Annotated in this window: 15 protein-coding genes; 5 read left to right on the top strand and 10 right to left on the bottom strand. The window is 62.0% G+C overall.

The features are described from left to right. Positions 1-4: 4 nt before the first annotated feature. From arfB to KY084_RS11400, 5 genes are all read right to left on the bottom strand, one after another. On the bottom strand, positions 5-412 hold the full coding sequence (gene arfB / locus KY084_RS11380; protein ID WP_219238595.1) for an alternative ribosome rescue aminoacyl-tRNA hydrolase ArfB: 408 nt from the start codon (positions 410-412) through the stop codon (positions 5-7). Next, entirely contained in the window at positions 405-1,055 is a 651-nt protein-coding gene (locus KY084_RS11385) for an RluA family pseudouridine synthase (RefSeq protein ID WP_219238596.1), read from the bottom strand. The genes arfB and KY084_RS11385 overlap by 8 nt, the downstream gene beginning before the upstream one ends. Next, positions 1,052-1,567: a DUF421 domain-containing protein gene (locus KY084_RS11390; protein ID WP_219238597.1), complete on the bottom strand. Its 516-nt coding sequence runs from the start codon at positions 1,565-1,567 to the stop codon at positions 1,052-1,054. The genes KY084_RS11385 and KY084_RS11390 overlap by 4 nt, the downstream gene beginning before the upstream one ends. Positions 1,568-1,638: 71 nt before the next feature. Then, complete coding sequence (wrbA, locus tag KY084_RS11395; RefSeq protein WP_219238598.1) at positions 1,639-2,241, bottom strand: NAD(P)H:quinone oxidoreductase; 603 nt, start codon at positions 2,239-2,241, stop codon at positions 1,639-1,641. A gap of 15 nt (positions 2,242-2,256) precedes the next feature. Further along, positions 2,257-2,955, bottom strand: a complete 699-nt coding sequence (locus KY084_RS11400) for a pirin family protein (protein ID WP_219238599.1) — start codon at positions 2,953-2,955, stop codon at positions 2,257-2,259. A gap of 80 nt (positions 2,956-3,035) precedes the next feature. On the opposite strand from KY084_RS11400, the gene KY084_RS11405 reads away from it, so the two are divergent. The 4 genes from KY084_RS11405 to KY084_RS11420 all read left to right on the top strand — a co-directional run bounded on the left by KY084_RS11405 (position 3,036) and on the right by KY084_RS11420 (position 6,594). Beyond that, complete coding sequence (locus tag KY084_RS11405) at positions 3,036-3,947, top strand: LysR family transcriptional regulator (protein WP_219238600.1); 912 nt, start codon at positions 3,036-3,038, stop codon at positions 3,945-3,947. Further along, entirely contained in the window at positions 3,944-4,969 is a 1,026-nt protein-coding gene (locus KY084_RS11410) for an AI-2E family transporter (RefSeq protein WP_219238601.1), read from the top strand. The genes KY084_RS11405 and KY084_RS11410 overlap by 4 nt, the downstream gene beginning before the upstream one ends. Positions 4,970-5,117: 148 nt before the next feature. Then, positions 5,118-5,825 (top strand): response regulator transcription factor CtrA, encoded by a 708-nt coding sequence (gene ctrA, locus KY084_RS11415; protein ID WP_219238602.1) that lies wholly within the window; start codon positions 5,118-5,120, stop codon positions 5,823-5,825. A 331-nt stretch (positions 5,826-6,156) separates the two neighbouring features. Then, on the top strand, positions 6,157-6,594 hold the full coding sequence (locus KY084_RS11420) for an FKBP-type peptidyl-prolyl cis-trans isomerase (protein WP_219238603.1): 438 nt from the start codon (positions 6,157-6,159) through the stop codon (positions 6,592-6,594). A 77-nt stretch (positions 6,595-6,671) separates the two neighbouring features. On the opposite strand, the gene KY084_RS11425 is transcribed toward KY084_RS11420, so the two are convergent. After that, positions 6,672-7,304 (bottom strand): TetR/AcrR family transcriptional regulator, encoded by a 633-nt coding sequence (locus KY084_RS11425; protein WP_219238604.1) that lies wholly within the window; start codon positions 7,302-7,304, stop codon positions 6,672-6,674. Between the two features lie 133 nt (positions 7,305-7,437). On the opposite strand from KY084_RS11425, the gene KY084_RS11430 reads away from it, so the two are divergent. Then, on the top strand, positions 7,438-8,550 hold the full coding sequence (locus KY084_RS11430) for an alpha/beta fold hydrolase (protein WP_219238605.1): 1,113 nt from the start codon (positions 7,438-7,440) through the stop codon (positions 8,548-8,550). Positions 8,551-8,936: 386 nt separating this feature from the next. Here the strand turns inward: KY084_RS11430 and KY084_RS11435 are convergent, their stop codons facing one another. From KY084_RS11435 to gcvPB, 4 genes are all read right to left on the bottom strand, one after another. Next, complete coding sequence (locus tag KY084_RS11435; RefSeq protein WP_219238606.1) at positions 8,937-9,572, bottom strand: DUF938 domain-containing protein; 636 nt, start codon at positions 9,570-9,572, stop codon at positions 8,937-8,939. After that, positions 9,569-10,096, bottom strand: coding sequence for a CcdC protein domain-containing protein (locus KY084_RS11440; protein ID WP_246587065.1), 528 nt, complete (start codon positions 10,094-10,096; stop codon positions 9,569-9,571). Before KY084_RS11440 ends, KY084_RS11435 begins: the two co-directional genes overlap by 4 nt. 62 nt (positions 10,097-10,158) lie before the next feature. Further along, a complete protein-coding gene (locus KY084_RS11445; RefSeq protein WP_219238607.1) occupies positions 10,159-11,043 on the bottom strand; it encodes a formate/nitrite transporter family protein in 885 nt (294 codons plus the stop codon). Positions 11,044-11,111: 68 nt separating this feature from the next. Continuing rightward, positions 11,112-12,677, bottom strand: coding sequence for an aminomethyl-transferring glycine dehydrogenase subunit GcvPB (gcvPB, locus tag KY084_RS11450; RefSeq protein ID WP_219238608.1), 1,566 nt, complete (start codon positions 12,675-12,677; stop codon positions 11,112-11,114). Positions 12,678-12,762: the final 85 nt, after the last annotated feature.

A 12,762-nucleotide genomic window follows, 5' to 3' on the forward strand; every position in this document is an offset into this window, starting at 1 on the left:
CGCCTCAATCCATGCGCACGCGGCCGCGCGCCTGTTTGACCCTGGACCGCGCCTTTTTCGAATCGACGCGTTTCGCCTTGGCATTGCGGCTTGGCTTCGTCTTGATCCGCCGCGCATCGCGCTGATGCGCCTCTTCGACCAGTTCGGCCAGCCGGCGGCGCGCATCCTCGCGATTCGCTTCCTGCGTGCGGAATTTCCGCGCGGTGATGATCAGTTCACCGCCACTATTAAGGCGCGTACCCGCAAGCTGTTTCAGCTTGTGATAGGCAAAGGGCGGCAAGCGCAATCGATATATGTCGACGCGAAGCTGAACCGCCGTCGCCACCTTGTTCACATTCTGCCCGCCCGGCCCCGACGCGGCGATGAAACGTTCGTCAACGATCGCCTCATCGGGAATCACAAAGTCAGCCACGATCGAACCCCACCTGCGTAAACCGCTCGGGCCAGGGCGCCTGCGCGCTTATATCGGGCTTGCCTGGTCGGGGCAGGCTCAGCGAAACGGCATGAAGCATCATCGCCCCGCCGCCCGCGCCATAGACGGGATCGCCCATGATCGGGATGCCAAGCCCTTCGGCGGCATGAACGCGAATCTGATGGGTGCGACCCGTTTCGGGATAGAAGGCGACCAGCGCGCGATGCGGTTGCCGTTCGATCACCTTCCACCGGGTGCGCGCCGCCTTGCCCTTTGCATCGCCGCGCATTCGCCAGCCCGTCGCCGCGCTCGACACCTTGGTCAGCGCCAGATCAATTGTTCCGGAATCCTCTTGGGGCGCACCGTCCAGAAGGGCGAAATAGCGCTTGGTTACCTGCCCCTGCTCGAACGCTTGATGAAACCGCTTGTGCGCCTTTGGATTGCGCGACAGTAACAGGCAGCCCGAGGTATCGCGGTCTATCCGGTGAACCAGTTTGGGGGGGCGTTGAAAACCAAAGGTAAGGTCGCCCAGCATCGCCTCGACGCTAGGCGATCCGTCGCGCGGTCGGTCGACGGCAAGTCCGGCCGGCTTGTCGATCACGACTGCCTCTCCGTCGATGAAAAGCACGCTGTCCTCGATCATATATTGGCAACGTCCTGCAGCATATGGTCCGCTGCCTTTCCATGGCCGCTCAACACGGCAATATCCCCCGTGACTTCCAGCACCACGGCGTCAACCTTTTCATACTCTGCGATATTATGCTCACGCAGCTTCGCGATGACGTCGCTGCGGCTGACCCGTGCATCGGTCAGCACATCGTCCAGAAACTGGCCGTTGCGCATCAACAGGCGCGGCTGATTTTCCAGCGCAGCGCGCATCCCAGTGGAGCGGCGCAGCTTCGCATAGACGAATTGCCACACGGTCAGCATTCCAGCGCCCAGCGTCGATTGAATAAAAGCATGCCAACTGGACGATGCGATCATCTGCGCCAGAAGCGATGCTGTCGCCAGCGTGACAAGGAGATCGATCGCAGTCATCTTGGTCAGCGTGCGCAGACCGAAAAGCCGTACCAGCGAGGCGATCCAAGCAATGCCGATCAGCGACAGCAGGATGGCGCGAACTACCGAATCCGCGATTGGGTACAAGCCGAACATGACTGGCAAATAGGAAGGGCGGGCGGCAAACGCCACCCGCCCTCACCGTCATAGCGCTTTGTGGTATCGATTCAGCCCGCCAGTTTCGCCGCCATTTCGGCGATGCGGCGGCCCTGATACCGGGCACCGTCAAGTTCGATCTCGCTCGGCTGGCGGCTGCCATCGCCATCGGCAATGGTGGTCGCGCCGTAAGGAGAGCCGCCCTTCACCGCATCGACGCCCATCTGCTCCTGAAACCCGTAATCAAGGCCGACGACCACCATGCCGAAATGCATCAGATTGGTAATCATCGAAAACAGCGTCGTTTCCTGTCCGCCATGCTGGCTGGCGGTTGAGGTGAATGCGCCGCCAACCTTGCCGTTGAATGCTCCTTTCGCCCAAAGCCCGCCGGCGGTGTCGAGAAATGCCGCCATCTGGCTCGGCATCCGGCCGAACCGGGTGGGCGCGCCTAGGATGATCGAATCATAGTCGGCCAGCGCGTTCACATCCTCCAGCACCTTATGGTCATATTCGGTGCGAAAGCCCGCTGCTTCGACGACTTCCTGCGGCGCGGTTTCGGGGACGCGCATGACGTCGACCTGCGCGCCTGCACCGCGCACACCTTCGGCCACGGCGTCGGCCATCTGCTCGATATGGCCGTAGGAGGAATAATACAGCACGAGAATCTTTGTCATTTGAAAGGCTCCTTTTTATTCCGAATCGACCAGCACGATTTCGGCGTCTTCCAGCGCCTCGATCGTCACCGTTTCCCCGCCCGAAAGCGCCGCACCGTCGCGCGATGCAAAGCGTTCGCCGTTGATCGCTACCGCGCCCGCTGCGGATACCAGATAGGCGTGCCGTCCTTCGCCCACACTATGGGTCACCTGCTCGCCCGCTTTTAGCGTCGCCCCCATGACGCGGGCATCGGCGCGAATACGCAGCGCATCCGCATCTTCGGCAAAGCCGCTCGCCAGCGTTACGAAACGGCCCGAACGGTCGCCACGCGGGAAAGGCTTCGCGCCCCAGCTCGGCGCGCCGCCCTTTTCACGCGGCTCGATCCATATCTGGAACAGCGTCGTGGTTTCGCGCTCCAGATTATATTCGGCATGACGAACGCCGGTTCCGGCGCTCATCACCTGGACATCGCCCGCTTCGGTGCGGCCCTTGTTGCCCATCGAATCCTGATGGGTGATCGCGCCGCTGCGGACATAGGTTATGATTTCCATGTCGCGATGCGGATGTGGCGGGAAACCGCTATCCGCCGCGATCTCGTCATCGTTCCACACCCGGATCGCGCCCCAGCCCATGCGCGCGGGATCATGATACCCGGCAAAGGAAAAATGATGTCTGGCGTTCAGCCAGCCATGATCGGCATGGCCCAGACTTTCGAACGGTCGTTTTTCGATCATGACGATGCCTTTGATTGCTTGTGATACAGATAGGACGCATGATCGATCGGTAAACGGAAACGTTGGAAACGGATCGTTTCATGTCACTACCTGATTTCGAAGGCTGGGCGATATTCGCCTGCGTGGTGGAGCACCGATCGTTCAGCGGTGCTGCGCAGGCGATAGGAATTTCCAAAGCCACCGTGTCGAAAGCGATAACCAGGCTGGAGCAGCGGTTGGGCACCAATCTGTTCCACCGCACATCCCGCAAACTGACGCTGACCGAGAGCGGCGCGGCGCTTGCCGAGCGGGCGAAACGCATTCTGGGCGAAGCGCAATGCGCGGAGGAAGAGGCGCGGCAGGCGGCCGTCGCGCCCAGCGGCACGGTGCGCATCGCGGCACCGCTGACCTTCGGCCTCAGCCAGGTTGCGCCGGCAATCGCCGACTTTCTGGCCGAATATCCCCAAATCCATATCGACCTGAAATTGTCCGACGCGACGGTCGACATCGTTGCGGACGGGTTCGACATCGCCCTGCGGATCGCCGATCTTCCCGACAGCAGCCTTCGCGCGCGTCGTCTGGCACCTGTCCGCATCCACACGGTCGCAGCGCCCGCCTATCTCGACCGCCACGGCCGGCCAAGCCATCCGTCCGAACTGACCGATCATCGCTGCTTCGTCTATTCCAATACGTCGCGCCCCGATCTGTGGCAATATTACGGGCCGGAAGGCGAGGAAGCGGGGATCCGCGTGGAAGGTCCGCTGATCGTCGACAACGGCCGGGCGATGCTTCCGGCGCTTCGGCGCGGCCTCGGCATTGCGCGCCTTCCCGATTTCATCGTCGACGAATTGCTGAATGACGGCTCATTGGAAGCGGTACTCACCGGGTGGGACACGCGGCCGATCGCGCTGCATATGATGACGCCACCGGGAACCTTGCGCCCGGCGCGCGTTACGTTGCTCATGGATTTTCTTGCAGAACGGTTTCGCGCACGCGAAGAGGCCGGCCGATGAACCGTCTCACCCCCGACACGGCCGACGCCCGTTTTCTGCGGCGCGCCATATTGCTGCTGTTGCTGCTGGGGCTGACGGTGGCGCTGTACCGCGCGCTCGACCTTCTGATCCTGGGTTTCGGATCGATGCTGGGCGCGATCACCATTCACGCCATCGCCGACCTGTATGATGAAAAGCTGCACCTGCCGCGACGCGCCTGCGTTCCCGCGGGCATGTTCACCGTCCTGTTCGCGATCGCCTTTCTGGTCTGGCTGGTCGCGTGGCAATTCGGAGAGCAGGTCAATCAGCTTGTCGTGGCGCTGCCCGGCCTGCTCGAACAGTTCGAAACGACGCTGTCGCAATCGCCGGTGGGTGCAAAGATCGTCGCCGCGGTCGAGGCGGCATTCGCCGGATCGCGGATCGCTCAGGATATCGGCGGGCTGGTCAGCGGATCGGGGGAGATGGTGCTGAACTTCATCCTGCTGATCGTAGGCGCGATCTTTCTTTCCTCCGAACCCGATCTGTACAAGCGCGGCTTCCTGCTACTCATCCCCAAAAGCAAACGGCCCGCCTTTGCCGATGCGCTGAACGATGCGTCGGATACGCTCCGCCTCTGGCTGCGCGCGCAGCTTATATGCATGACGTCGATGGGCGTTCTGGTCGGTATCGGCCTGTGGATATCCGGCGTGCCGTCCGCCGCCGCGCTTGGCCTGCTGGCGGGGCTCAGCGAGTTCATTCCCTATGTCGGCCCCACTGCGGCGATGCTGCCCGCGCTGGGACTGGCGGCGACCCAGGGGACGGGGCCGCTGGTCGGATCGCTGGTCACCTATGCCGTTGTTCGCCTGGTCCAGACCAACTTCATCACGCCCTTCGTTCAGGCGCGGGTTGTGGCGATTCCGCCCGCGGTGACACTGTTCGCGATCGTGGGCATCGGGGTAGTATTCGGAATTTTCGGCCTTTTCTTCTCCGCCGCGCTATTGGTTGTCCTATATACCTTAATACGCAGCCTTTACCTTCGGGAAACACTGGGTGAAGAGGTTTAGCTAACCTTCCCACACGGCGCGACTCGCGGAGTTAAGGCGGTTAGTCGGAAATTAACCTTTTGCCTTCATACCTGTTTAGGTTAATTAAATCCGAGCATGCACGCCGACGGCACCGTCCGGCTTACCGGCAAAGGAACAGGGGACACCCATGCGCGTATTGCTGATCGAAGACGAACCGACGACGGCGCAGGCAATCGAGCTGATGCTGAATACCGAAGGGTTCAACGTCTACGCCACCGACCTGGGCGAAGAGGGTTTGGACCTCGGCAAGCTGTATGATTACGACATCATCCTGCTCGACCTGAACCTGCCCGACATGCACGGCTATGACGTGCTGAAGAAACTGCGCGTCGCGCGGGTGCAAACGCCGGTGCTGATCCTGTCGGGCGTTTCGGAAATGGACAGCAAGGTGCGCTCGTTCGGCTTCGGCGCGGACGATTATGTCACCAAGCCGTTCCATCGCGAGGAACTGATCGCGCGCATCCATGCGGTGGTGCGCCGGTCCAAGGGCCATTCGCAGTCGGTGATCAAAACCGGTAAGCTGGCCGTGAATCTGGACGCCAAGACAGTTGAAGTCGACGGCGCGCGGGTTCATCTGACCGGCAAGGAATATGCGATGCTCGAACTGCTGAGCCTTCGCAAGGGCACGACGCTGACCAAGGAAATGTTCCTCAACCACCTGTATGGCGGGATGGACGAACCGGAACTGAAAATCATCGACGTCTTCATCTGCAAGCTGCGCAAGAAGCTGTCGATGGCGACCGATGGCGAAAATTATATCGAAACTGTCTGGGGTCGCGGCTATGTGCTGCGCGACGCCGACGAACCGGCGTCCGCCGAAACGCAGGTCGCCTGACACCAACTTGAGCGCGGGGCTTGGGTCGGGGCCGTGCCGTTCGCTGGAACGGGGCGGCCCTGGTGAAATGCCTGCCCGCCTGCCCGTGTAAAAACGGTTGCCCGACCGCCCTATTGCCGCGCTTCTTGCTATCACGCCAAGGTCGGTCAGCCATGCTCGCCGCGACGCGGGAAGAGGCGCGATTGCTTCGCCCCGGCATCAATTGCCTGCAAGCTTCGCATTGAATGACCGGGCGCGCCTTCCCATCGTTATGGGAGGCGGCGGTTTTTTCACGATGCCGCCGCCCGCCCGGCGCACCGCGCCGCGGCAACCAACCATCAGAGGAAACCATATGCAGACAGCAAAGAATGGCGACACCGTACTTATCGACTATGTCGTTCGCAAAAGCGACGATACCGTTGTCGGCGGCACGCAGCAGGAAGGGCCGCAGACCGTCACCATCGGCGGATCGCAGATTTTTCCGCAGATCGAGGCCGCACTCGACGGCATGAAGGTGGGCGAGGAACAGACGGTCAAAATCGCGGCAGCCGATGCGTTCGGCCCGCGTCACGAAGACCGTATCATCGAAATTCCGCGCGCGAACCTGCCGCAGGACCCGGCCCCTCAGCCCGGCATGGCGCTATCCGCGCAGCAGCAGGACGGATCGACCGCGACGCTGGTCATCACCGAAGTAGGCGATGAAGCGATCAAGGCGGACGCCAACCATCCGCTCGCCGGAGAAGACCTCACCTTCGGGCTGACGCTGGTCGAGATCAAGCAGGCCGCCTGAGCGCGAAGACGCTTCTGCGCCGGACCGGAAACGCCCGCGCGTTCCGGTTCCGGCGCGCGCCGCGACCCGATCCGCGTTCAGCGCGTCGCGCTTTCGCGGACAAAACCGAAGACAAGCCGCACCAGCGCATCTTCAAACCCCGCCGTGCCGAGCAGAGGCGAGCTTTGCAGCGTTGCCTGACGCAGCGTTTCGAACAACGAATGGGTCAGCACGAACGCTTCGCCTTTGTCGGGTTGGCGCCTGTCGGTTTCGCAAGCCTGCGCCGCCAGAACGAACAGCAGACGCCCTATCCTGTCGGGCGGAGCCGGAACGCCCTGCGCGATCGCCAGCTGCAGCAGCGCCCGAACCAGACGGCGTTGGGGCATCCGGTGGACGTTGAACGCCTCGTGCAGAATGCGCACGATTTGCCGCACCTTCGCTTCGGCGGTGTCGAACCGACCATCGTCCAGCACGGTTTCGATCCGGCGCCAGGTCGCTTCGCGCTGTCGTTCGATCAGCGCAAGCACGATCGCTTCGCGGTTCGGGAAATACTGGTAGATCGTACCGATCGAAAAGCCCGCCCGCCGCGCGAGATGATTTGTGGTGAGGTTTTCGCCCCCCTCCTCCTCCAAAATCCGAGCAGTCGCTTCGAGGATCGTCTCGACGGTCTGCTTCGAACGCGCCTGAACCGGATTTTTCCGCGCGATTTCAGGTTCCTGATTTTGCTCCATGGTCAAATGGCTCCGGTCGGGAAAAGCGAGTTTCAAAGCGAAAAATTCGCGCCGACATATAGCGCATCATTGCTGAACGCGAAGCGCATGCATCGCATGGCGGAGCGGCGGCACGACACCAAGGAGCCGAATTTTGAAATCGAAGCATATGCGCAAGGACCGTTCATGGCCGCAGTGGCGAAAGACGGGTATCGCCATGGGCGCGGTGCTGGGGCTGACGGCGCTGACGGCCGGAACGGTCGCGGCAGGCCCATTTTTGCGGAAGCAGCCATCGCATGTCGATCCGTATCACGCGAAAGTCGCGGCGGCGGGATATGTTCGCAAGACCGCGCGGGTCAACACGATCACGCTAAGCTATGCCGAAGGCCCGGATAACGGTCCCCCGCTTATCCTGCTGCACGCGCAGTTGCTCGACTGGTTCAGCTATAGCCGCGTCCTGCCGCAGCTCGCCAAATCCTATCATGTATATGACATCGACTATCCCGGTCATGGCGAAACCCGGACGCCCGCCGACTATCCGATGACCGCGAACCGGATCGGCGCTGATTTAAGCGATTTCATCAAACAGAAAATCGGCAAACCGGTTTACGTGACCGGCAATTCATCGGGAGGCCTGCTCGCCACATGGCTTGCCGCGAACCGGCCCGATCAGGTCAGGGCCGCGCTGCTGGAGGACCCGCCGCTGTTTTCGTCCGAATATCCGCGGATCAAACAGACGATCGCCGATAAGGCTTTCAAAACCAGCCATACCGCCGCGACGCAGGACCATCCTGACGATTTCCTGTTATACTGGATTCACAACAACGCCGCCTTCTTTCGGAAGAATGTCGGCCCGGGCACCCCGTTTCTTCTTACCCGCGCGGTGCAGATGTATCGCAAGCGGAACCCCGGAAAGCCGGTCGAACTGCGGATCATCAAGGATGATACCGTCCGGATGCTCATCCGCGGTCTGGACCAATATGATCCGCGTTTCGGCGCGGCCTTTTACGACGGAAGCTGGAACAAGGGCTTCGATCATGCCGAGGCACTGGCGAAAATCCGCTGCCCGGTGCTGCTGATGCAGGCGAATTACACCATCGATGACGACGGCATTCTGAACGGGGCAATGACGAAGGAGGATGCCGATCACGCCATGTCGCTTCTCAAACACGGCAAATATATCAAGGTCGATTCATCGCATGTCGTGAACCTGGAAAAACCGGACGAATTCGTTCGCATCCTCAACGGCTTTTTTCTGAACCGCTGATCCGAAGGCCCGCCTCGGCCGATTGCTGACGTGGCGGGTCTTTTCTCCGGCGAACGCGAACCGTCCCTGAAGGGATGCGCGCCGAAAATGGCGATTTTGCGTGACCCAAAACGCAGCGTGCCAGAGTTGACTCAATCACAGCCAGAAGGCGAGCGCGGGGGACGTGAGCAACGCCTGACAGGAAGTTGGCGGCGAGCGTGTCGTATCGGACGGCAACGCGGCGGAAATTCCTGATCCGGCAGAAGGCCACCGCACCGCCATCGCCTCAAGCGCACGATGAATAGTCTCATGACAGCAGCGTGAAAGTGACGCCGGTCAGATCGAAGCTGGCGCCGGTAACGCCAAACATTCAAAAAACCGTTTCTATCGCAATGCGATACGCCCATTTAAGCGCGCCGATACACCAGCGACAGATTGTTGGCGGGCATTTCGATCACCCGCTCGAGATGCAGCGCGTTCGCGCCCGCCGCCGCGCTGATATCCTCCACCCGACGCAACCCCCAGCGCGAATCGCGCGCGCGCAGCGACGCATCGAAGGCGCGATTCGATTCGGCGGTCGTCACGCCATCGCGAACGAACGGCCCGTAAAGATATAGCGGCGCTTCGGACGTGAGCAGCCTGCCCGCCCCCGCCATCAGGCCAAGCGTCGCCTGCCACGGCGCGATATGCGTCATGTTGATGCAGACGATGGCGTCGGCACGCGCCACTGGCCAGACGGTATCGGCAGCATCGAGCGCAACCGGGGGAAGAGCATTATTCCGTTCGGCGCACCAGCTTTTAATCGATGCCAGCGCCTGCGGATCGGGATCGCTGGGCTGCCATTCGCATGTCTCGAAACGCTGCGCGAAAAAAGAGCAATGTTCGCCGCTGCCGCTTGCCACTTCAAGCACGCGCCCGGTTCCGGGCAGCACGCCTGGCAGCACATCCGCGATCGGTTCGCGGTTACGCAGCGTAGCGGGCGCATGTTTGCGCACCGCGCCGCCATCCTCAGACACGATCCAGGGCGCGGCTTCGCCCGTCAATGTCTGGCGCGCGCGGCTTCGAGCAGGCGTTTGGCGCGCAGATACATTTCAATCCGCTGCGCCGAAAACATGCCGATGGCGAAGGCGATCAGGATGTCGGTGATTATCAGCGGATCGACATGCATATCGCTCCCGCTCTCAACCGCGATCCGCGCCGCCTGCCGCACGACGATCAACGCAACGATGAACAGGAAAGCCGCTGGCGAGGCTTTCTGGTTCAGCGCATGGGTTTCGGGATCGACATGGATCTGCATCATCTTGCCGCGCTGCCATCCCAGTACGGCCCCCAGCCCCAGCGCCACCAGCGCGAACAGCCAGCCAGCGGACGAGGGCGGATGGCCAGCGAACGCCATCGCACCGATCAGGGTATAAATGGCGGGAAGCACCCATAGCCGTTCCAGCCGCAAGGGGCGCAAACGGTTCATCGATCGCATGCGAAAGGCAAGCACCGCCAGAACCACCAGCGCGGTGATGCCATAGGTGATCCAGATATTCGGTTCGTGCGTACCGCCGTGCATGGCCATCCCCCGTTCGTTCGGTCAACGAATGGCGGCAGCCTATAACAACCGGGCGCAATTGCGAACGGTCAATGATGGATTTCGCGGCGCACCTGCGCATGGGCGAGCAGTGCGAAAAGCGCGGTGCCGCCGGCGACATTGCCGAAAAGCGCGGGAAACAGGAAGCCGCCAAGCGCCCATCCTGGCGATACGGAACCGTCGAGCAGTAGCACCCATGTTTCGCACGATCCGGCGATGACATGCGAAAATCCACCCAGGGCGATCAGCCAGGTCAGCAGCATGATGACCCAAATCCGCTGTCCCGAGGAACTGGGCATCAGCCACACGATGACCGCGAGCAGGAATCCGCTTGGAATACCGGTCAGAAACGTGCCCCATGCGTCGCGCTCGGTCACCGCATGGCTCACGCTGGAAATCGCGGCCTGCATCTCGACGCCGCCGAAACCACCGATATGTTCGAACAGGGCAAAGGCGAAGGTGCCGATGATATTCGCGCCGAACACCAGCAGCCATAGCCGCGCGGTTCGTCCCAGACTCGCCCAGCTTGGCGCAGTGGCAAGCGGCAGTACCGCGGTGATCGTGCTTTCGGTGAAAAGTTGTAACCGTCCCATGATGACAATGATGAAACCGACCGTATAGCCGAAGCTGGCCAGCAATTCGCGTGACGCGCTTTCGGGCAGGCGCTCCATCAGCACCGCTTCGGACAGGACCGACATCCCCATGGCAACGCCGGCGGCGACGCCCGACCATATCAGCGAGGATGCGGGGCGTTCCAGCTCTTCGATGCCCTGCCGCCGGATCGCCTCATGCACCACCTTGGCGGGCGGGGCGCGGCGCTCCTCGACATCGACCTCTTCCTCTTCGGTCAGGTCGGCCGCGTTTTTTTCGGCTTCGGCGTCCAGCGGTTCGTCGGAAAGCCTCCCTTCGCGCAGCTCGCGCTCGCGATGGGTCATGACGGAAAGGCCGCGGGGATCATCGCGTTAGGACGCAACAGCGCGCGCAATGTTCCCCGCGCGAAACGCTATTCAGCGGCGGCCGCCGGTTCCGGTTCGTTCCACACCAGCACCGGCTTGCGCGCGGCCTGCGTCTCGTCGAGCCGGCGGCGCGGCGCGTAATAGGGCGCGCCTTTCAGGCGTTCATCCCCCGCCTTCGCGCGTTCGACCACCGATCGCACTGCGCCGATGAACTGATCCAGATCCGCCCGCGATTCGGTTTCGGTCGGCTCGATCAGCATCGCGCCATGCACGACCAGCGGGAAGTACATGGTCATCGGGTGAAAGCCTTCGTCGATCAGCGCCTTGGCGATGTCGAGCGTCGACAGCCCCTCGGCGATTCCCGCATCGCCGAACAGCGCCTCGTGCATGCACGGGCCCTTGCCGAACGGCGCATGGAGCACATCGTCAAGACTGCGCAGGATATAGTTGGCGTTGAGCACCGCATCCTCGGCGACCTGCCGCAATCCGTCCGCGCCATGGCTCATGATATAGCTCAGCGCGCGGGTGAACATGCCCATCTGGCCGTGGAACGCGACCATGCGGCCAAACGAATGGGCGTGATGTTCGTCCGCGGTCTCTTCCTCGACCAGATGGAAGCCGTCGTCGCGCTTTTCGACAAAGGGCAGCGGCGCGAACGGGGTCAGTGCTTCGGAAAAGACCACGGGGCCGGAGCCGGGACCACCACCGCCATGCGGGGTGGAAAAGGTCTTGTGCAGATTGATATGCATGGCATCGACGCCAAGGTCGCCGGGGCGCACGCGGCCGACGATCGCGTTGAAATTCGCTCCGTCGCAATAGACGAACGCGCCCGCTTCGTGCACCGCGTCCGAAATCGCCTTCATGTCGCGCTCGAACAGGCCGCAGGTATTGGGATTGGTAATCATCACCGAGGCAACGTCGGGCCCCAGCCGTTCGCGGATTTTTTCCAGATCGACGCGCCCTTCCTTCGTCGCGGGAATAGCCTCCACCTTGTACCCGGCAAAGGCGGCGGTGGCCGGATTGGTGCCGTGCGCGCTTTCCGGCACCAGCACCACCTGACGCGCGTCGCCGCGCGCTTCAAGCGCCGCCCGGATCGCAAGGATGCCGCACAATTCGCCATGCGCCCCCGCCTTAGGGCTCATCGCGACCGAATTCATGCCAGTCAGTTTCACCAGCCAGTCGGCAAGTTCGTGGATCAGCCCCAGCGCACCTTGCACGCTGTCCACCGGCTGCAACGGGTGGATGTCGGCGAAACCGGGCAGCCGCGCCACCCGCTCGTTGAGGCGCGGATTATGCTTCATCGTGCACGATCCCAGCGGGAACAGGCCAAGGTCGATGGCATAATTCTGGCGGCTGAGCCGCGTATAATGACGAACCGTTTCGGGTTCGGTCAGCCCCGGCAGGCCGATCGGAGACGTGCGCGACAGATCGCCCAGTCGCGATCCCACCACATCGCCTTCGGGAAAATCGACGCCGGTGACGTCGTTCGAGCCGATTTCGAAGATCAGCGATTCTTCCAGCATCAGCGCGCGGTTGCCGGTGAAGGTATCGACCGCGGCACCGTCATTGCCGCTGCCCATTTCGGGACGCCATCCGCTCTGGTTCAAAGACATGATTACTTCCCGTTCGGGCTGAGCTTGTCTAAGCCCTGCCCTGCTGTTTCAAGACAAGAAAAATACGGCGCTTCGACAAGCTCGG

It is taken from the genome of Stakelama flava, assembly GCF_019351405.1.
GTDB lineage: Bacteria > Pseudomonadota > Alphaproteobacteria > Sphingomonadales > Sphingomonadaceae > Sphingomonas > Sphingomonas flava_A.

Excerpts from the sequence above, each read along its gene's own strand:
- KY084_RS11385 (WP_219238596.1), bottom strand. The coding sequence starts at position 1,055 with ATGATCGAGGACAGCGTGCTTTTCATCGACGGAGAGGCAGTCGTGATC.
- KY084_RS11425 (WP_219238604.1), bottom strand. The coding sequence starts at position 7,304 with ATGGAGCAAAATCAGGAACCTGAAATCGCGCGGAAAAATCCGGTTCAG.
- KY084_RS11405 (WP_219238600.1), top strand. The coding sequence starts at position 3,036 with ATGTCACTACCTGATTTCGAAGGCTGGGCGATATTCGCCTGCGTGGTG.
- KY084_RS11440 (WP_246587065.1), bottom strand. The coding sequence starts at position 10,096 with ATGGCCATGCACGGCGGTACGCACGAACCGAATATCTGGATCACCTAT.
- ctrA (WP_219238602.1), top strand. The coding sequence starts at position 5,118 with ATGCGCGTATTGCTGATCGAAGACGAACCGACGACGGCGCAGGCAATC.
- gcvPB (WP_219238608.1), bottom strand. The coding sequence starts at position 12,677 with ATGTCTTTGAACCAGAGCGGATGGCGTCCCGAAATGGGCAGCGGCAAT.
- KY084_RS11400 (WP_219238599.1), bottom strand. The coding sequence starts at position 2,955 with ATGATCGAAAAACGACCGTTCGAAAGTCTGGGCCATGCCGATCATGGC.
- KY084_RS11390 (WP_219238597.1), bottom strand. The coding sequence starts at position 1,567 with ATGTTCGGCTTGTACCCAATCGCGGATTCGGTAGTTCGCGCCATCCTG.
- KY084_RS11445 (WP_219238607.1), bottom strand. The coding sequence starts at position 11,043 with ATGACCCATCGCGAGCGCGAGCTGCGCGAAGGGAGGCTTTCCGACGAA.
- KY084_RS11420 (WP_219238603.1), top strand. The coding sequence starts at position 6,157 with ATGCAGACAGCAAAGAATGGCGACACCGTACTTATCGACTATGTCGTT.
- KY084_RS11410 (WP_219238601.1), top strand. The coding sequence starts at position 3,944 with ATGAACCGTCTCACCCCCGACACGGCCGACGCCCGTTTTCTGCGGCGC.
- wrbA (WP_219238598.1), bottom strand. The coding sequence starts at position 2,241 with ATGACAAAGATTCTCGTGCTGTATTATTCCTCCTACGGCCATATCGAG.